Origin of the sequence: Lentzea sp. NPDC102401, assembly GCF_044765805.1 — a bacterium.
Lineage (GTDB): Bacteria > Actinomycetota > Actinomycetes > Mycobacteriales > Pseudonocardiaceae > Lentzea > Lentzea sokolovensis.
The window spans coordinates 33,558-53,216 of sequence record NZ_JBIWKS010000026.1 but is presented as its reverse complement, the minus strand read 5'-3'; the positions used below and the strand labels follow the sequence as shown (position 1 = coordinate 53,216).

Genomic DNA, 19,659 nt, shown 5'->3' with positions numbered 1-19,659 from the left:
TCTGCCGCCGCTCCCGGATCTTCTGCTCCAGCACCGTCCGGAACCCCCGCACGCCGCACCACCTCCTGAGTCATCCATGTCGCCTGCATGTCGCCGCCAAGTCGTTCTGCTGACGAAATGCTGATGAGACGTTGATTTCAGTTTGACATGGATCGCCACCAAAGCGGCCTACCGAGGTCGTCAGGTGGTCGACCCATCCCAAGGCGAAACACCGAAAGGACTCTCAACGTGCCGAAGAGGATCTCCACCGCACGCGGCCGCGAGCTGGGCGCCGGCCTGCGGGCGGCCTTGGCCAGCGCCGGCCTGAGCTCACGTGACGCCGCCGCAATCTTCGAGTGGGACGAATCAAAGGTCTCGGGCATCGTGAACGGCAAGGGCGGAGCAAGTCAGCTCGAAGTGGCAGTATTTCTCGGAGCCTGCCGAGTCAGGGCCGCGGAACTGGCACACCTGATGTCACTGCACTCCGAGACTCACGTTCGGGATTGGTGGCAGCAGCACGGCGTGTACGCGCCCATCTGGCTCCGGACGCTCGTTGAGCACCTGAAACTAGCCAGAACGGTGACGAGCTGGCACACGCACATGGTGCCGGTCTTCCTACAGACGGCCGAGTACGTGCTCGAACTGCAGGCGGCGTCGGCAACCGCGCCCCGGAACGAACTGCAGGACCGCGTGCAAGCGCAGTTGGCACTGCAGGAGCTGATCAAGTACGGAGTCACCCGCACGTTCTTCATCGACGAGTTGACTCTCCACCGGATGGTCGGCGGAGCCGAAGCTCACGCCAGGCAGATGATGCACCTCGTACGGATGGCGAACCTGCCGAACGTCACGATCAGGATCCTGCCCTCACGGCACGGCGCGCACGCTGGCCACGCTGGTCCCTTCACTCGGCTGACGTTCGAGCAGTACGAGCCCCTGGTGTGGGTCGAAGCCGAAAACTCCAGCCTCTTCATTGAATCCCAGGACGCAGTCAAGGGGTACGAGAAGGTCATCAGCGCGCTCGACGAGACGAGTCTGAACGAAGCTGCTTCCGTAGAGCTGATCGCCAGCATGTGCGTGGGAGCCAAGGGTACCAGTGCCTAAGAACTTCAAATCCAATCTTCAAAACCGCGCCGTTGGCCGGGCGCTAGCCAGATGGCGCGCAGACAGCGGCATGAGCTTGACTGAAGTGACCAAACATGTTGGCTGGTCTACAGCCAAGACGTCGATGCTGCAAAATGCACTTCAACCCATTCCTGATCACGACGTGCTCGCTCTAGCGCTGATATACGGGATCGCTGACGATCGGCGGCGACCGGTACTCCTAGGAGCACAGCGCGCACAGGCACCTACGCAGTTCGAGCTACTGGGCGGCGATATCTCAGCTTGCCTCGGCTGGACCTACGCCGAAATAGAGTCCGAGGCGAACTACACGCGGGTGGTTGCATTGGAGGTCTTACCACCCGTTGTTAGATCACCAGAGTACGAGGCAGCGCTATGCAGGACACAGGCCGACGCATTATCGAAGCAGCTCCATCGCCACTACAGCGACGCTGACCGCAAACAAGTGATTGACCATCTTCGCAACGGACCAACGCTGTGCATGGATCTCATTATCGGAGAATCGATCTTGCATCGTCCAGTCGGAGGCTCGCTGGTTATGGCTGATCAACTGCTCCGTTTAGCTACATTTTCCACACTGCCCGGCGTGCGAGTGCAGCTTGCACCCGACAACAATGGCGCACTCGCCGGAATGGCGCCCTTTACCGCCATGTCGTTCCGCGAAGTCGCGTTCGACGATGTCGTATACCTCGATACCCTACACGGCGGAACGTGGCTGGAATCCCAAAGCGACGTGCAGCCATACACAGAGACGTTCGCACAGCTCGCCTCAGAGGCGCTCCCCACCAACGACACATCTGACCGACTAATCGAAGCCGCACAACAACACAAAGACGCGGACTGACCGAACGGGTGGCGGCAATGCGAGCGCGAACGTAGCGTGTGTTAACGTCGACACCCAAGCGCGAAAGCGATAGTAACACCTCCTGGCGCCGCCTCCTCCGCGCCTACGCCGCCAGCATGTTCACCCGCGAATTCCATTGTCAGCTCCCATCTCGCGCCAGTGCCGCCTGCTCAACTGGCGTTACTTCAATCAGCTCAAGCAGCGATAACGTGTCACCACCCAGATCACCCAGAGTCAGAAGTAGATCAAAGAGGCCAGGACGCCTAGCTAGGTCAATAAGCGCATCAGTAACGGGGCCGAGTCGGCCATCTCCAGCAAGCTCCACAGCTGCCCTGCGAACCCAAGGGTGATCGTCGGTCAAGCCCCAGCCCAGAACCACGTCAGTCCGATCTAGGTGTTCACTTACCCAAGGGTCCAGCAAGACCGCTGTGCGCAGCGTTACCGAGGGAAGGGCCCCAAGCTGTTCGAGGCTTCGCAAAACAGCGCTCGGCCGCCTACTTTCTGCATATGCCCGAAGATTCGACCTTCCATCGCGTCGCCAGTTTCCAAATAAGCCCGACATCAGCCATTTCCCACTCGCCGACGACAGTCTTCCCCTTGGCTCCAAAGAATATAGGTACTTAAAGAGCGGATCCTCCGAAATTGGACGAGCAACAACGCGGGACGGCAATACGAAACCATTCATACTCAAATGCGTAGCGACATCCAGATACACACCTTCTTCCCCGGTTACTCTCGCAAGATCAAGAACCCAGGCCGAAAGCCATTGATCACCTTTTTCCGACGCACGGAAGTGCTCCAGAACCTCCATGAGGCCCCAGGATGTCTTCACAAGTTGACTGCGCTCCACACATTCAAAGTCGTACTCACCGCAGTCGGTCAGGTACATGCTAGCCAACCATGTCGCATTTGCAGGCATGTAAGATTCAAGAACGCTCAAGGCAGCTGTACGTAGGCCTCCGTCCGTGCCTAAAAGATGCCGAGCACCGATCAGACCTACACAGACTTCCATCCAATCTTCCGAACTGATCAACCTGAGAGCTACGTCATTGCGGATCCGAGAATGCCCCGGCTGACTATCTAGAAATGACCCGATTGCGCGCCGCACGAGCCAGCTTGCCTCTCCAGCAATCCGCGATGAGGCTATTTCACCAACTAGAACTGACTGATACGCTTGCGGAAGTTCCGCAGCGGAATACCACATCAGTTCTCGTGCCACCCGGTCAGCACTCTCAAGTTTGCCGACGAATCTATCCGCAGTTTCTTTGGCAGCGATCAGATCGCGTTGCTCTCGGATTAGCACGACGTCGTCGTTACCTTCCGCAACGTTGACCACACATCGATCCTGCGCACCCTTACCTGAGTTCAATTCTTTTGCTAGCGCCACAAGTGAAAGTTCACTGCCAGTCACTGAGGCGTCCTCGATGACACCAATCAGTGCTGAGGTAAACGGACTCCCTTCCGGAAGATGCTCCGCAGTAGAGAAAGCAGCGCTTGACGCAAGAACCGAGAGAGTTGTTGGCGTGAGCAAATTTGGTCTATTAGCTAGGCTCGCAGCCGCGCCCGAATGGCAACAGTCAAGGATCAATGCGGCATTTACCTCTGCGCATGCATTAGCCAAATCCGATACCGCTAGGTGACCTCTACCGTCATCAAGCGCGTCTGAGCACGCCAACATTAAGGTGCTTCTCCGAAGCCTGGCATGTCCACTAAAGTAGATGACCAGCAGGTCTTCCGAACGCAGAATTCGAGAAGTCAGCGTCAGGAGCGCTAGCGCCTCATTAGCGGATGGGTCCTGCATCGTTATGCTGCGCCACATGTCGTAAGTATCGCCAAGCCCGAGCCGCAGACTCTTGTGCAAGTTGTGAGCGTCCTGATGAGCACAGGGAATGTCTTCCAGCTGCCGGCTTCCTGGATAGCCTGATACGCCCATCGACACTACTACGGTCTTCATGCCTACCGCCTGGATGCCCGATCAGTCGCTACTGGAGTCCGGATCTTTCTTATCTCCGTCATCGATCTCCTTGATGGAATAGGTCCTGCCATTTATGGTAATTTCGTCATCGGAAGACCCGCGTCGAGACACACCCAAGGCGCCGACCACGAATTTCAGAACATCCCAGGTAGCGGCAACACCCAGACCCACGACTATGTCGATGATTACTGAAGATTTCTTGCCCGACAACGGCCGACTATTGACCTTGGCAGCTACACCCATGCCCGCCACATTCTCCGCCATAAGCCCGAGCAGCTGAGATACATATTCCGAGGACCCTCTGTTCTCGACTTTAGTCGATTCAGCAGACACTACTTGACTCCATTTTCAGTCGGAACCTTGACGGGAACTTTTCCAATTTCCAGCATTGCTTGTTCATAGCTTGCTTCTAGGATGTGGAAGCCTACTCCATCTTCCGGTCCGGTTGTTTGTGGTCGCATCTGGCCCCCAGGATGAAGCGTCCAATAGCCAACATAAGCAGATCGCGGGCGCTCAATGACCTTCATTTCCTCCCTGCGAGTTCCACGCACCGATGCAACAAGGTCGCGAAACTTTGCATCCTCGATAGCAAAGTCCTCAAACGTCGGCTTTGCGTTTGAAGGGTGCGGCTGTATCAGGCACCATTCTGACAGACCCACTGAATCGAGTTCACGCTGAAGGCCCCCCATCACCTCTCGGGTGACCGCTGATGTAATCACAGTATTGACTCGAACCTTTGCGCCGTCGCCTATCAGATCTACCAGAAGTGCGAGCGCTTCCCGAAACGCGCCAATCCGCCCACGCAGCCGATCGTGAATCAGCGAGGTTCCGTCCATAGACACGATCACCCGCGCGAATCGGTTATGATTCGTAAGCAACCAGCCTCGCGACTTCGGCGAGATGACACCACTGGTGGTCACAGTGAGGTGCATTCTACGCTGCTCGCATAAATCGACAGCTTCACCGAACTGACTGTACGAAACAGGCTCGCCGCCGCCAAAATCTACCTTCAGCACCCCAAGCTGCTTTAACCTATCGACTATGGGCTCAAGCTTGTCAACTTCGGTGCCTAAGCCGGATTTCGTCGAGAAACAGTACGGACAAGTGAGTGCGCAGACATCGGTGATGTGCCACATCACCTGCGGTAAGCCCACGTGGTATGTACCGGAGAAAGCGTTGGTGTCGGGATCGTATTCCATGTCACCCCTATACGTAGATCGCACGAAACGCCAGCTGTCCAAACTTTTGCCGAGGCAGCGTTCTTGCGGCCAACTCGACGGCTCGTCGACCGGACTGCAGAAGAACTGATAGTTCTATTGACAACACCACAGGCGACTGCCCCGCCGTCAACGTACGAGGCACGCGACCACCTCCCAAGGCGGTTGTCATTACCTTCATGTCGATGCACCAACAACAGTTGTTACGTGCGCAGCGACGAGACCACAGCCCTGGTCGAGCAATCGCATCAGCAAGCTATGAACTTCGCCGTCCGCCGAGCGGACGGTCAGCGCAGCATGCTTGCTCACCTGCCCAAACGGCGTGAGGAACCTACGCGTGCGCCAACTGCCGCCCGGCGCCATCCAGGGGTTCGTCTCGATCGACATGACGCAGCAGCTCGACCCCGCTCGGCCGAGATGCGCGCGAAGCGCGCGTCGACACGCCGGCCCAGGCCTACGCTGGTGCGCAGTGCGGCCTGAGCTCCTACCCGGCCACCCGGCCCATCCGCGATCAGCTGAGACGAGCCAGAAGCACAGGGATGCAGCGCTATCGGGACGGGGTTCACGATGCCCGTCCCGATAGCGCCTTCAAGCGGTTCGCCCAGGTAGCAACCCGGTTCTGGCCGTCCTGACGACGTGGCCAGCCATCGAAATCGGCGGGACGACCGGGACGGGTTGGTCAGGCGACGTCATTCCATAGAGAGCCGTAGGGATAGAGAGCAAGTCGCTCCTCGGACACGTGGGGGTTCAAGTCGGTAGCGACTTGAACCCCCTTGCATTGACGCTGGCGCTCGCGATGTGAACGCTCGCTGGTGCTTGGTTGATTCACGGCCTGGGCCATGTATATGGGTGGCTGGTACGGCGGGCGCCACAACACGTGACATCCACAACTCGCCGATACCCGTCGCCGTGTGGCCCCCGAAACTGGACGTTACCCTGAACAACTCATCGCCCAGATCGAACAGTTGTCAGTGGCCAGTTCAAACTCCCCACTGACAGCCAGTTAGCGGGGAGATATCTGGCCGCACCACAGTTGCCACGAGTGATGTGGATGTTCACGCTGAAGTCCCCGACGTGACCGAGGCGATCGGTGGCAAGCCGACCCGGAGCGCAGGGCGCGCCAGCGGCCGAGCACCGGAAGCGGCGCGGCAGCCTGGGGTCTTGGGCAGCATCGAAGCGGCCCGCTGCCCGTAGGCCCCGCGGCGGCGCCGTCTGGACGGCGACGCCCGATCAGCCTGTCCGGTAGTTCGTCTCACCTCCGGACTTCACCGACAGTGCAAATGGCCGCCAGCGGGGAACGTAAGTGGCCGCCACAACTGGCCGTCCACGGGGAATTCCTGCTGGCCGCTGACAAACAGTTGACTCCTTCAGCGTGAATCTAACAAAGCGTGTCCGTGCATTGACGAGGTCGAGAGGTTCCGCAGCGGCAGGACTCTGCGCCCCATCTCAAGCAGGTTGCCACTTCAACGGAAGCGTATTGTACGGGCCGGTCGGCGCGTAGCGAGAGGCAACGCCCTGCATGATCAGGTCTATCGCGGCCAGCAGGCGCAGTTCCCGCCCAGTTGCCGGCAGCCGGACCTGTCAGGCGCAATCCTTCTATCTGTCGTGAACAAGACTCGCTTAGGGCTCCTCTTCTGGCAGCACTACCCTCAGCGCGGCACCTGACAGTGTCGGATGTGGCGTCTCAATGACCTCCATATCCGCCTCGACCACCGAGTTCGAGTAGCGCCGCAACAACTGCCGCGCCCTGTACAAGCCGAAGCCACGGTCTGTGCCGCGGGTGCTCACCCCCTTTCCGAAGATCCGACGGCCCCGGACCACGGCGGGTAAACCTGGGCCGTTGTCACGGACATCGACCAGAACTTCGAGGGTGTTGACCGTCACCATCACCGTCACGTTCCAGTCGCCGGCGCCCGGCATCGCCTCCGCCGCGTTATCCAGAACCTCGTACAAAGCCGCCTTGACCACCTCCACCGGTACGGCGACTCGAACTATGGGAGGACACCGCAGGTCGAGATGAACATCGGGGTACTCGCCACGCCACTGCGCTGCCAGCTCCGTCAGCAATTCGGGAAGACTGGTAGTCACGGGATGGATGTTGGCCCACTGGCCTTCCGCGAGTTCCTGCCGTACCGCGGACACGAGAGTCGCCAGCCTCTCCGCGTCGGCTGCCGCGCTCTCGGCCTCGACATACGCCGAGTAGGCAGGCACCACGACAAACCTGTTGCGATGCCAGGCGGTCCAGGCCTTCGCTGGCTCGACGACGGCTTGCTCAACGCGTGTGGCCATTCGGTTGAGCGTCCCGATCAACCGGCCCTCGGCCTCGCTGCGAAGGAGTCGCACCACACCGGCGAGTGGCACCGTGAGCTCGTTCGCCGATCTCTGCTGAATCAAAAGTCCATTCGCCAGCAGTACTTCCACACCGTCGGCGACGTCGTCGCGCGTCTTGTCGTCATCGGAGGCGATGACGGCGAACTCGAGGAGATCTTTCCGTCCCACCGCACCCGTGTCGTCGTCACAGCTGGCCACTGCGGCCCACCATGCAGCTTGGGCCTCTGGCGGACCACATCGGGTCAGGAGAACGTCACGTAGCGCTTGCCGAAGAGCCGCGTCGTAGCGCCACCCGCCATCTGCCTCGTTCCAAAGGTTCCGGCTCACATCCTGCGAGTAGCGCAACGCGACCCTCAGCAGGGAAGCGTCCATGCCGGTGCACTGGTCCATCGCGAACGCGGTTGAGGCGGCACCGCGCAACGACAGGTGCGTGATCCACCGCAGCGCCAGCCATCGGTCCGCGGGGTCGTCTCCCAGAATTCGGTCGAGAGCCTCGGCAGTGTCTCCAATCAGGGCGTCGACCGGCCATTGTGGGGCGACGACGCTCAGCAAGCCCACAGCGCGATCACGGGGCGGCAACACGACCAGTCTGAGCAGGTCCCGCAGCGAAAGCACTGCCGTGGAATGGCGGTCGGTGTACTGGCCGGAGACGAGATCGGGCCCCACCGCGATGTGAGGCTGCCACGAACTCGATGATGGCGGCACCGCGGTCGTGCCGGGACTGGCGATGTAGAGATCGACCTTGCCGTTCGGGTGCAGCCGCGACAGGTGATCCTTCGCGAACATTCCCTCGATGAAAGCCATGTGTCCACCGTCGGACGGCATCGCGGTGACCTGCCGGTCGGCCACGCCCAGGAACGCGTCGAGGGCGGTGGCGAACGCTGCGGCCGCCTTTCCCGGCTGGCGCGTGCTGAGATCCTGGTACGCGGTGAGCACCTGCCGGGCCTCCACGTCCGACGGCTTCCACAGACCGAACTCGGGTGGACGGCTCTTCCCCTGGTTGAGGTGGTATCCGAGCATCTCCTCCGGTGACCACCGCCCCGTCCACGTGGGAAGCGCCATCGTGGCCTCGGGGATCGGAGCTCCCACAGGTTCGCGGTCGAGCCTCGCCCGGACAGCGACCAGTTCCCCCGCCGCCAGCAACGCCAGCAGCTGCTTCGACGCGAACTGACCCGCATCAGCGCCCGCTGAACGTTCCTGTTCTGTGATCCGGTCACGCAACGCCCTGCTGGCGGCCTCCACCTTCTCCTCAAAGCGGGACTGCACCGGTCTCATCAGTTCGTCTGCCGCAGCCACACGGTACGATGCGCGTTTCACGAGCTCTGTTAGATCTGGTTTGTCGAACCGCACGCCCGCAGACTCGGCACGACGAACCAGTCCTTCGACGCACTGCCGTACCGTCACGACCGCCTGTTCCCGCGCCGAAGCCAGCCGCATCGCGAGATCCGCTGAACCTCGCTCGCGCGCGTCGGGCCACTGCCCCAGCAGGTGTTCCGCGGCAACGAACTCGCCGCGATTCAACAGATCGTCGAACACGGCGTGCGCAGACATACCTCCGACCGCGGCGAGCACCGCTCTGCCGAGTACGACGGGATCCGGCGCTGTCGCGTCCGGAGAGTCGTCCAAAGCGACGAGCACATCAGGAAAGCGCAGCCGGCCAGGCCACCTCCTGAGCAGTTCGAGGTCGAGCGCGCTCATCGGATCTCCTTCCCGATCGTCGGCATTGAGCTGAACCAGTGCAACAGGGCGTTCGCGGCATGACACACCGGAACGTCGAGCGCTTCCGCCTCGGATTCGAGTCGATGCCACTCCCTCTCAAGGAAACGCGCGAACCTGCGTTGCTCAGGAGCCAGTACGGGCCGGGCCTCGTGGTCGTCCGGGATCACGGCCAGCCGCCGTGCCTCCTCCACGAAGTGATCGACCTTCCTCGCGTACGTCAGGTGGTTGCTCCAGGCGATCTTCTGGATCATGAGTTGCTTCGACGCCAGCCCGTTCATGTACGCACGAGCGTCTTCAGGCAAGGCCGCAGCGATTCGTGCTCGTTCCACCTCGCTGACCTCGTTCCGCGCGATGCTCAGCACATCCGTCATTATCTCGCCCGGCATGAACATCTCTCTGTGCAGCTTCTGCCCAGGCACAAAGTTGAAGTGGTTCTCCCCCTTCTCAAACGCCTCCACCTTGATGCGAAGGTCTTCCTTGCTCTGCCGGACATCGCCGTAGAACGCCCGCTTGCGCGCCCACTCGTCGATGTCAGCGAGCGGGAGCGGCGCGCGCGTAGCGCTGAAACAGGCCGACGCTTCCTCGACGAGCCGACACCACGTCGGTGGCAGACCTTCCCTGTATCCGTCGCCCCCCGCGGCCAGCAGGTCGTAGACCTCAAGTCCACTCTCGGCACCGTGGAGGAGCATCTCCGCGACGACGCCCACGAGAGCGGTGAGGCGCCCTTCCGGCGGTCCTGCCGCGAGATCCACTGCGAACTCGTACAGCTGTTCCCCGAGCGGACCGTGTTCAAGCGGGATCGCCGCAGCCGCCTGTGCGGCTGGAAACTCCGGATCGCCGATCAATGGCGCCAGCAACCCCGCCTCGACGAACGCGCGCCTTTCCCACGCCTCATGCAGCAGCCACCTGCCCCAGTTCTCACGCCGTTGCCCTCCGTCGGTTTCCCCCGCCAGCAACATTGCCGCTTCGCGGCGCAACCTGTCCGGCGGCGCTCCCGCGACCAGCCGAGCGTCGAGCACCGCCCACGGATCGTCGTCGACTTGGGCCCCCGTCAGGGTCGGCAGCGGAGGAAGGTAGCGAGGCGCGTCCTCCTCCCCCGCGGACAGCCCGAACCAGTCCCGGATACCCATGCTCGCGGCGAACTCCGCAGTGAACATCGTGCTCACGACGTGCAGTCCAAGTTCCGCAAGAGGTTGGCCGTGCGTCGGCCGTGCCGACTTGTTGCCCACCGGCCCATGGCCGCCGACGACAAGTTCGTGATCACGGATCACCGCGCGTGCTTTCCCTTTGGTGTTGCGCAGGGTCTGCGCGGCAGTGACCTCACCGAGCACATCGGCGTACTTATCGACCGGACGCCGCCCGCCGTGGAACTGCGGGTGCTGCAGGTGGACGATCACACCGCGGTTGATGGCCTCCAGCAACATCTCCGCGAGCTCTGTGCCGCAATTCTCCGTCTCGGCGTTGTCGTCGATGATCGCGAGTCGCTCGGCGCTTCCGGCGATCGTCCGACGAACGAGGTCGACGTAGTCACCACCCGCGACAGCGCGCACGACCGGAGCACCCCGATAGACCTCTTCCACTGCGACCACGAGTTCTCTCAGCACCCGGCCCCAGCTGGCGGCCCACTTCGTGCGATACCCGATCTCGTCCGCTCGCCAGCCCTCCTCGACCTCCGGCAGCCGGAGCCGACGCCACAACAGCGGCTCCGCGTCGTCCAGGTCCTTCTGCTGGGCGCCGAAATCGGTGGGCAGGACAGCGATGCGGCGCGCCGTCTCCCAGTCGGGATAAGCCTTCTTCGCCCACTTCAGCACGTCCAGAACACATTCGGGCGCCTCTGTGGTTCCATCGCGAGGGCCCACCAGCACTCCAGCCCCGCTGTCCTCCGACAGTACGCTCCGGGAGCTGAGGAACACCTGCTTGTCGTCGCAGACGATCACCGATGTGGTGCACCGGCTGCTGCTCCCCTCCAGCAGGACATGTCGCGGAAACTTGGCTTTCAGTTGCAGCAATGCGATCTTGGTCTTGCCGTCCAGCGCGGCCGACGGATGATCACCCCAGAGGAACACGAGCCGCTTGCCGAGCTCAGCCGCGGTCTCCAACAACGGCAGCACCTTGTTCAAGGCGTTGTAGGAGATGCGCGGCACCGACAGCACGATCTGCTGCTCGGCCTGCTCCACCAGGTAGGTCAACGCCCAGTCGGCACCACTGCCCGGTGCCACGCACTCCACCGAGCATCTCGAGCGCTCCGCATCCTCGACGTAGGTGAGCACGCTAGTGACGGTGGCACGCAGCTCCTTGTGCAGGTCCTCGAGCTCGTCCGGGGCGACCGCACTCACGTCGTCAGCGAACTGCGCCAGCTCGACCATCAGTGCACGGAGGTCAGCCGGCGGCGCCGCGGCCGGCGCTTCCTCGCTCAGCAGGCGGCGTACGAATCGACTGTCAGGTCTGTCCCGGACCAACTCCCGGACCCTCGACTGGAACCGCTGCACCGCCCGCAAGTTCCATCCCGGTGGAGTGGTGACCGGGGTCAGCGTCAGCTGCCTGGTCACCTGATCGCGCCCAAGCACCACCTCGACCGTTTTCCACTGGACAGCTTCCGGAGGACTCAGCAGCGGATTGGCGAACGACACCTTCAGCACCTTGCGCGGCAGAAGTTTGCTGCGTTCGTCCCGCACGGCCTCCCTCACAGCCCTTAACAGCGCGTTCTGCGGGATGTCACTCACGTCCACACCCCGTGTCACCGGCATCTCAAGCGCGCCGAACTGGCTCCTCTCCATACCCGGTCGATAAGGCATGATCGTTTCAGTGACAGGGTCGAAGAGGAACTTGTCCTTGTCCAGCTTGGCGACGACAGACTCGTCCTCGGTCCGGCCGCACGCGGCCAACCCGGTGGACGTCAGCTCCAGAACGTTCTTTGTGAGGTCGACCGCCAGCAGCCCTCGGCTCCACAGGCCGTGCACCACGTCGAGCATCAGCCTGCTGGGCAGAGAGAATAGTTCGGACAGGTGCTTGACCGTGGTCCTCCCACCGGCCACCGCACGCAGGACCAGTCCCTCCAGTGTGCCCGCGCCGTCCGCCTCTCCCAGTTCCATGTTCAAAGTGATGAGGCGGCATGGGATGGATACGAGCACCGAACTGGTCATCGGACGACCTCCCCCGTGGCGGCGTCGACCGTCCTGCCCACCTTGCGAAACTCGGCGATCACAGAAGCCCAGTCAGGTCCGCCGTAGCGTTCGAAGTGCGGCAGGTTGCCCACCACGATCATGAGCTGCTTTGCGCGTGACAACATCACGTTGATCACTTCCGGGCTGGCGGTGTGACCCACGTTCTGCCTGACGTCGACGCCACGTGCCCTGCTGCGCACGAGGGAGATGATTCCGATGTCTGACTCGCCGCCCTGGAACGAGTGCACCGTGTGCACTCTGCCCTTGAGGTCACCCAGGCTCAGCTTGTCCACCTGCTGGCGGTACGGCGTCAGGACTACGAGCCGGCCGGCGTTCTTGTCCTTCCGGAGGTTCAGGCGGCCGACCAGTTCTTCGATCAACGAGGCCTCGCCCAGGTTGTACCAGAAGCCTTCGTCTTGGCAGGCCTCGTGACACGACGTGTCCAGCCAGACGAGGGGCGCGCCTTCGAGATAGAGCGGATCGGACAGGCCGTGCACCCTCTCCTCCCGCATCCGCGCTCCCGACTCGATTCCGCCGTAGAAGGTCTCGGCGAACGGCATCGCGATGTCCGGATGCATACGGAACTGCGTGTCCAGCGAGTTGACCGGTGGCGAGCTCCCGCTGGGTCCTTCCTCCCGCTCCTGCGCAAAGAATCCCTCAAAGAGTCGGACGAACTTCTCGTACCCCTCCCGCGCAGCGTGGTGCAGCGCGACCTGTTCATGCTCGTGATTGGCCAGCTTCTCCAGAAAAGTGTGCATGTCCCGCGCCCGATGCGGACCGAGTTGCCGATGGTCACCAACGAGCGTCCAACGCACCCCTCGCACGAGCGGGATGATGATCTCGGTCGGCCAGGCCTTCGCGGCCTCCTCCACGATCACCCAGTCGAAAACGCCTGCCGAGCTGCGGAGATCATCGGTCAACGTTCCCGCAATCGAGCAGGTGGCAAACACGACGTCAGCACTTGAGCGCACCCGTTCGGTCAGCTCCACCAGGGTCTTCTGCGCGGCTGCGGCCCACCGCCTCATGAGTTCCGCCTCATCTTCGTCAGCCGCGCCGTCGCAGCCCTTGTTCACCCGGTCCCGCACTCGTTCGACCAGAGCTCGCGCGTTCTGCTCAGCGGTCATCCACCGCAGTCCGGCCGGCAGATCCTTTTCGTCCTTGCTCCTGGCGAGCTCGCGCAACACCAGCACGGACTGGTCGTCGACAGCGGGCTTGAGCAACGCGACCACCTTGGCCGCCAACTGGTCCAATGCGTCGTTCGACTGTGCGCTCACCAACACCCTCGAGCCGTGCTCGGTCGTCAGGTACTGGTGCAAAGCCCGGGAGACAACCGTGCTCTTTCCCGTGCCTGGCGGTCCCTGCAGCGCATAGAACGGGTGCAACCGGAGCATCTCCGCGACGATCTCGTCCGCCTTGCCCACGAGGTTCTTTGTGTCCGGCGGGAGCGGAATCCCGATCACGGAGTCCCGTTTGTGCGTCAGTTCGATCGACCTCGGTGTCCTCAGCACCTTGGCGAGACCCCGTCGCTGACGCAGGGCGTCGACTCCTTCGCCCTCCCTGCGCAGCTGAACCTCGCTGCCGACATCGCCTTCAGGCCTCAACCACCCCTTCTCCGGCACCGACCGCTTTCCGTTCCTCGGCCTGACCACGATCGCGTTGTCGTCGAGCCGCTTGACGATGGCGACTTCATCCCCGTGCCTACCGAAGTAGGGGGAGTCCCTGTCGCCTCCGATCTTCAACACCGGAACTTCCGACTCGTGCAGCAGCTCTTCGGCGAACCCGCCAAGCGACGGTCTCAACCGGCCGCCGTCGACCGAAACGTAGGCGGCGTACAGCGCGTCCTCGTGTTGTCGCGAACGGTCCTTCTCCTTGTCGTGGACGAGCACGAATGTGCCGTCCTCGAGATCACGCCGGTAGAAGGGGTACTGACGGGCTCTGTGCATCAAGCCGCGGTACTGCAATGTGAATCTGGCCTGCCGCATCAGCTCGTCGACGCCGACGTCCTCGCGTGCCCGCTCGGTCGTCACCTCCTCCGTCAACGGCTTCCACGACGGACGTCCTGCGCGGTGGTCGTCGAGCGGATCGCCCGCCCGGAACGGAACGAGATCCACTCTTCCGATGCGTCGCCGAGGGCGGATGGAGATAATCTCTGAGGCATTGCGCTTATCCGTCAGGTACTTGATCACTAGGGTGTCGTAGTGCGTTTCCCTGCTCCGTCCCGAACTGGATGCCATGTAGTGGAATGCGCAGAACCACACCGCCTGTTCACCGATCAAAACCCACTGCGCGTCGCGTTGACTGGCAGCGTTCGTACTTGTCGCCTTCACGAAGCCGGTCGCCCCTCCATGGCAATGCACCAGTTCCGCATTGCACAACTCGTTCTCCAGAAAGGCCTGAAGTTCGGTACAGCCTTCCGGAGTGTCCGGCGAGTGGTCGATCCAGCCGCGGATCCTGTACAAGGTGTCGACCGAGTCGTCCGGCATGAACGCAATGAGTTTCAGCTCGGTCTCGGCTGCCTCACCCTCCAACGCCGTGCAGATGTCCGCCCAGTGCTGCTGCAGTTCCCCTGACGCTTCGAAAGAGGTGAGGCGATCAGCAGGCGCGGAGTCGAGCATGTTCCGCAGCGTCTCGCGCAGTGGCCGCGGGATCGTCGTGTCGCCGACCAGTCTCACTCGCATCGCGTTGTGCAGGTCGATCAAGGCCGAAGGCAGTTCGTCTCTCGTGGCTGCTTCGACCGCTCGGCACTCATCACGCAGCACGCGTACCAGAGGGCCAACGAAGAGTTCCCAACCGAGCACGCCCAAGCCGAAGACGTCTGTACTTCCGTAGTCGAGCTGGCGGAACCCGACGTCGTGGAAGATAAGGGCATGACGTTCCGGTGGCAGATATGCCAGGTGGTGTGCACGCGTCAGTGAGCCGGGAGGTTTCAGGAACAGGGCTCGCACGACCTCGTCGTACTCCGGCCTGCCATCTTCGTCGAACACAGCGTGCAACAGGTTGTTTAGCAGTGCACTGACTTCGAAACGCGCAAGTGAAAACGTCGTCCTGTCGGGTCTTCCCTCCACATTCTTCACCCGGATCGCGCCGAGGGACAGGTTCCTGTGCATGACCCGGGTTCCGTGCAGCTGGCACAGCGCGTCCACCAGCAGGCTAAACTGTTCGAACGCGACGACCGGCTGGGCAGGCGCCCACTGGGTCAGCAGATCCTCCCAGTCGCGGGCGAACGGTTGGCCCTCGTACCTGGTCATCACAAAAGCGATGCTCTGGCCGCGATCGAACTTCCCATCCTCGATCTGGGGAAGTGCGGGATGCCCCAGAACCTGCAACCGCAGCAAACTGCGCACCTCGTGCTCCCACAGTTCGCCGCCCGCCTGCTGGAGACCGAGGAAGAGCGTCACGTCACGCACTTCAACGCTGTTCCGCCTGTCCCGCAATGTCAGGTTGACCAGCCTGTTCGGAATCACGACTTCGGGGTCGTACAACCGCTCGTAGCCGCCATACCTCGGACTCGGGCCGGTGAACAGCTCGTCGAGAATGTCCTGCAATTCGTGGTCGTCATTCATCATCGTTCTCCGATCCGTCTGACGAGCAGGTCCCGCACAGATCCAGCACGAGCACACCGTCGTCCGTCGACACGGCGAGGCGCAGCTCGTTCAGCACGACCAGTCCGCGGCAGGCGGCCCCAAGCTCGATCACCCGAAGGCGATCCCACCCCTCGCCGGCTCGTCTCCACAGAACGACCGCGCCTCGGCGGTTGGCCGTCGCGGCGACATTCACAAACCCTCGTTCCGAAACCAGCGGGACCTCGGCCACCACTCGGTAGCCGAGCTCCTGCGCTGCAACTCCGACGATCGTTCCTGTTCCGCAGGTACCGTTCTCCTCTGTCAGCACCGCGTCCGCGGAAAGCCACTCGTCGCCGTTGGTGGCGTCGAGCACCATCGGCCTGGCCTCGTCACCGCGTTTCTTTACGATCACGAGCGCTTCGCCGCCGTTCGCCCACTCATGGCGGTACATGTGGTCCGCGACCGGATACGAACCACCTTCTCCTTGGAAGCCGACGGGAACCGACGGGTCCCAGAAGTGGACTCTCCGGTCACGTTCCACTGTCACCGCGACCACGGGGCCGGAATGGGGGCCGCGCAGAACTGTCATGGCCCTGATGGCCTTCTTTCCCATCTGCACAGGTTCGAGACGACCACCGGGGCAGGTCACCATCAGAACGCCGTCGTTCTGCCCGAAGATCGACGCGGTCCGCCCGGCAGCGGACACCACGACGGGTATCGCCTGCCGCCCGAGGTCTCGTGGCCTGTTGTCCTGCTGCTCAGCCTCGACATCGGCGACGATTTTGTTGTCACCGTTCAACTTCCAGTAACCGACCGCCCCGCTCATGCTGGTCGTGACAAGGATCGCGCCCTCTGCTGAAGCAGCTGTGGCCATTCCCGCGAGAACACTGGGAGACCTGACAACAGAGAGAAGAACGGGACTGGGCCCGTCCGCACTCCACAGTCCGATGTGGCCGGACTGCTGAGCAGTCGCGAAGAACCGCTCGCCACACCTTCCCGAGATCGGCACCAACCCCACAACCTCGGTGCTCGAAGGAGGTTCGGTCTGCTGTGGTGCGATTCCGGCCGCATCGAGCAGAGCGACGTATCCGGCCTCTCCAGCGATCACGAAACGGAACGGCTCACCGTGAAGGGCGACGATCGCCCTGATCACCTCACGAGAGGTGTGCGTCTGCGATGTCGGCACCTCGCTCGTGAGCTGCCACAACCGCACCTTCCGGTCTTCGTGGGCGGCGGCAAGGAGAACGGGAACGTCGTCTATTCCCTTGCTGCCGCACGCGCCGATCGCGCTGACCGCGCTGGTGGCGTCTCTCATCAGCCTGGTCGGGTGGTGTCGTCGCCACGGTTCCCACACCAGGATCGTGCCGTCGAGCGAGCCGGTCACCAGCCACCGCGCCGACGGATCCGCCGCGACCGCGGATACCGCGCCGTCGACACCCTCAAGCTGCAGATGTGGAGGTACCCGACGCAGCCGTCCCCAGCGAATCCGCCACGCCGCGTTCGGACCGGCTTCGTGGAGACGCCCGGTGGCCCTCAGTCCGCCCAGTTGGCGCAGGCCAGGACGATCGTCGTGGTCAGACGACTCAATCAGGTGCGCGGAGACGACCGTGCCCACCACCTCGATGGGCAGGTCGATCGCGGCGGCCTCCGCCCCGGGACGCGGGCTGAGCGCCAGCGCGGTCAACGATGGCATGGGCAGTGCGTCCAGCACTGCGGTGTGCCCAGCGAGTGCCGCCCAGCCCTGGGCTCCGCAGTCCGACGCGTACTCGGCGAGCCGCGACCGGAGATGAGGGCTCATCCGTTCCTTCGACCGGGCCTGCCGGTCCGCGAGCTCCAGCAGGGCGGCGAACATGCCGAACCGCTCCTGCTCGTGATCGCCGGTCTCCAGGAGCTGGTCGGTGAAGCTGCGATTTGCCAGGCGGTACACACTTCTCCGGTACTCGCCGTCCAGCATGATGTAGCCGGCCGCGAGGTGGAGGAACGACGCAAGGTCGCCGTCGTCAACCCCGCCGTCACCGGCCAGACCCGCTGCGGCTTTCGCCCAGATTCCCTCAGCCCTAGGCAAACCGCGGCCATGTCCGTACGTCAGAGCTCGCAGGAAGGCTCGGGCCTTCGGCATCTCCGCGGTGATGCGTGTGACCGCCGCGCCGAAGAGACCGCTTCTGTTGCTCTCCAACAGGACACTCAGCGAGTCGTTGTCGAAGAGGATAGTGGTCCGCTCCTCAATCGCCTGGATCACCAGGGTCGCCTGGAGGAACTGCCATTCCCCGCTGCGCACGTGCGACTCGACACGGTCAGCGACCTTGCGCACGAGCGCGGACAGGGTGTCGCCGGGCTCCAAGTGCCGCATCGCCAACCGGCGAACGTGCTTCTCTGTGTACTCGCGCGCACCGACAGCATCCGGTTCCACCGTCCACACTTCCGCATATCCGGTCCGCGATCCGAGAACTTCGAGCAGATCCGTCCCCGGCACGTCGCCCTGGTCACCGATTGCACCCCGCGCTGACGCAGGTCTGGTGCCGACAAGCAGCCGAACCCCAGGCACGTTAGTCAGGTCCCGGAGAACCGAGGCGACCTGGACCGGGTCTCTCGCCTCGTCCAGCGCATCGGCAACGATCAGCCACTGACCTTGTGGCGGGGCATTGACGAAGGCGGCGCGAACCGCGTCGACGTATGCACCTTCCTGATCCTGCAAGCCCAACCACATCGCCAGCCGACGTACAACGTCGTCCGGTGTGCTTCCGGTCAGCGCCAGTACGACGACACCGGGCAAGTTGCCTTCAGGAGCGCGCCTGACCGCCTCGGCGAGCAACGCCGACTTGCCCGCACCCGCCGGGCCAGTTACGGCCAGCACAGCGGCGCCGCGCGGATTCCCAGCCCAGTCAGCGATCCGCTGGAGGTCCTCGGCGCGTCCCGCGAAGCGGGTGGTCGTCTCAAGGTGGCTCGCCCCTGCGGCTACACGGCCGACGGGCACCGAGCGAAGCGCGTCGCCCGCCTTCAACCGCTGCTGATCGGCGACGGTCATCGCACCCGCGTCCTGGAAGTCGCCGGGCAGCACCAGCCGGAACTCCGTACCGGGGTCAGCACCGAGGATCTGTGAGAAGAACACGTCCTTGTCGCGACACACGACGTCCGCGATGTGTCTCAGCGTGAAGACCTGATCGTGGTGGGTCAGGGACACCAGGTAGTCCTCGAGCGCCTGGCGGAACTTGCCCAGGTATCCCGGCCCGCTGATCTCGCCTGAACCCACGAGGAGCAGCGCGTGGCCCGGAGGACGTCTGCTGCCTTGGAAGAGATTGGCGATGTCTCCGACGAAACTCCGGCCGTTGCAGGCTTCGATCACGACGACCGCCCACAGGTCGTCGCTGTTGCGCTGCCGGCGCGTCTGCTCCTCGTGAATGTGGTGAGCGAACATCGCCGGCGTCACATACGCGTTCCCCCCGTCCGGCCTGGTGCGTGGGACGTGCAACACAGCGCCGACGTCTCTGGCTTGGCCGTGGCCGAACCACAGCAGGGCGGACGAACGGTCTTCACCGTCCCGCTTGGTCGACCACCTCGCCAGAGCGGCGTCCGCACCGGAGAGGGAGACGATCACCTCTGGCATGTCAGCGGCGGTGACTGGTCGGCCGCCCATCTGAGCCAGCGCAGCGACGGTCAGCTTCGCCTCGTCGAGAGTGCCCGCGTCAGCGAAGCTGTCCACCGGTCCGACCGGAAGGACGTGGACGTCGAAAGTGTCTCCTGACATCGT

The 19,659-nt window shown here is 63.0% G+C and carries 10 protein-coding genes; 2 read left to right on the top strand and 8 right to left on the bottom strand.

Features of this window, described 5'->3' with window-relative positions:
* Positions 1-228: 228 nt before the first annotated feature.
* Positions 229-1,080: a Scr1 family TA system antitoxin-like transcriptional regulator gene (locus tag ACIRG5_RS47475; protein WP_402918089.1), complete on the top strand. Its 852-nt coding sequence runs from the start codon at positions 229-231 to the stop codon at positions 1,078-1,080.
* On the top strand, positions 1,073-1,942 hold the full coding sequence (locus ACIRG5_RS47470; RefSeq protein ID WP_402918086.1) for a helix-turn-helix domain-containing protein: 870 nt from the start codon (positions 1,073-1,075) through the stop codon (positions 1,940-1,942). Before ACIRG5_RS47475 ends, ACIRG5_RS47470 begins: the two co-directional genes overlap by 8 nt.
* 139 nt (positions 1,943-2,081) lie before the next feature.
* Here ACIRG5_RS47470 and ACIRG5_RS47465 read toward each other — a convergent pair whose 3' ends face one another.
* The 8 genes from ACIRG5_RS47465 to ACIRG5_RS47430 all read right to left on the bottom strand — a co-directional run bounded on the left by ACIRG5_RS47465 (position 2,082) and on the right by ACIRG5_RS47430 (position 19,656).
* Positions 2,082-3,896: a caspase family protein gene (locus ACIRG5_RS47465; protein WP_402918083.1), complete on the bottom strand. Its 1,815-nt coding sequence runs from the start codon at positions 3,894-3,896 to the stop codon at positions 2,082-2,084.
* A 21-nt stretch (positions 3,897-3,917) separates the two neighbouring features.
* Positions 3,918-4,250, bottom strand: coding sequence for a hypothetical protein (locus ACIRG5_RS47460; RefSeq protein ID WP_402918080.1), 333 nt, complete (start codon positions 4,248-4,250; stop codon positions 3,918-3,920).
* Positions 4,250-5,116 carry a radical SAM protein gene (locus tag ACIRG5_RS47455; RefSeq protein ID WP_402918077.1) on the bottom strand — a complete coding sequence of 289 codons (867 nt, stop codon included), beginning with the start codon at positions 5,114-5,116 and terminating at the stop codon, positions 4,250-4,252. The genes ACIRG5_RS47460 and ACIRG5_RS47455 overlap by 1 nt, the downstream gene beginning before the upstream one ends.
* 195 nt (positions 5,117-5,311) lie before the next feature.
* The gene (locus ACIRG5_RS47450) at positions 5,312-5,521 is read right to left on the bottom strand and encodes a hypothetical protein (protein ID WP_402918074.1); all 210 of its coding nucleotides are present in this window, start codon (positions 5,519-5,521) and stop codon (positions 5,312-5,314) included.
* A 1,233-nt stretch (positions 5,522-6,754) separates the two neighbouring features.
* Entirely contained in the window at positions 6,755-9,163 is a 2,409-nt protein-coding gene (locus ACIRG5_RS47445; RefSeq protein ID WP_402918071.1) for an ATP-binding protein, read from the bottom strand.
* Complete coding sequence (locus tag ACIRG5_RS47440) at positions 9,160-12,276, bottom strand: hypothetical protein (RefSeq protein WP_402918068.1); 3,117 nt, start codon at positions 12,274-12,276, stop codon at positions 9,160-9,162. Before ACIRG5_RS47440 ends, ACIRG5_RS47445 begins: the two co-directional genes overlap by 4 nt.
* Positions 12,277-12,323: 47 nt before the next feature.
* On the bottom strand, positions 12,324-15,911 hold the full coding sequence (locus ACIRG5_RS47435; RefSeq protein ID WP_402918065.1) for an AAA domain-containing protein: 3,588 nt from the start codon (positions 15,909-15,911) through the stop codon (positions 12,324-12,326).
* A complete protein-coding gene (locus ACIRG5_RS47430) occupies positions 15,904-19,656 on the bottom strand; it encodes a hypothetical protein (RefSeq protein WP_402918063.1) in 3,753 nt (1,250 codons plus the stop codon). The genes ACIRG5_RS47435 and ACIRG5_RS47430 overlap by 8 nt, the downstream gene beginning before the upstream one ends.
* Positions 19,657-19,659 lie beyond the last annotated feature (3 nt).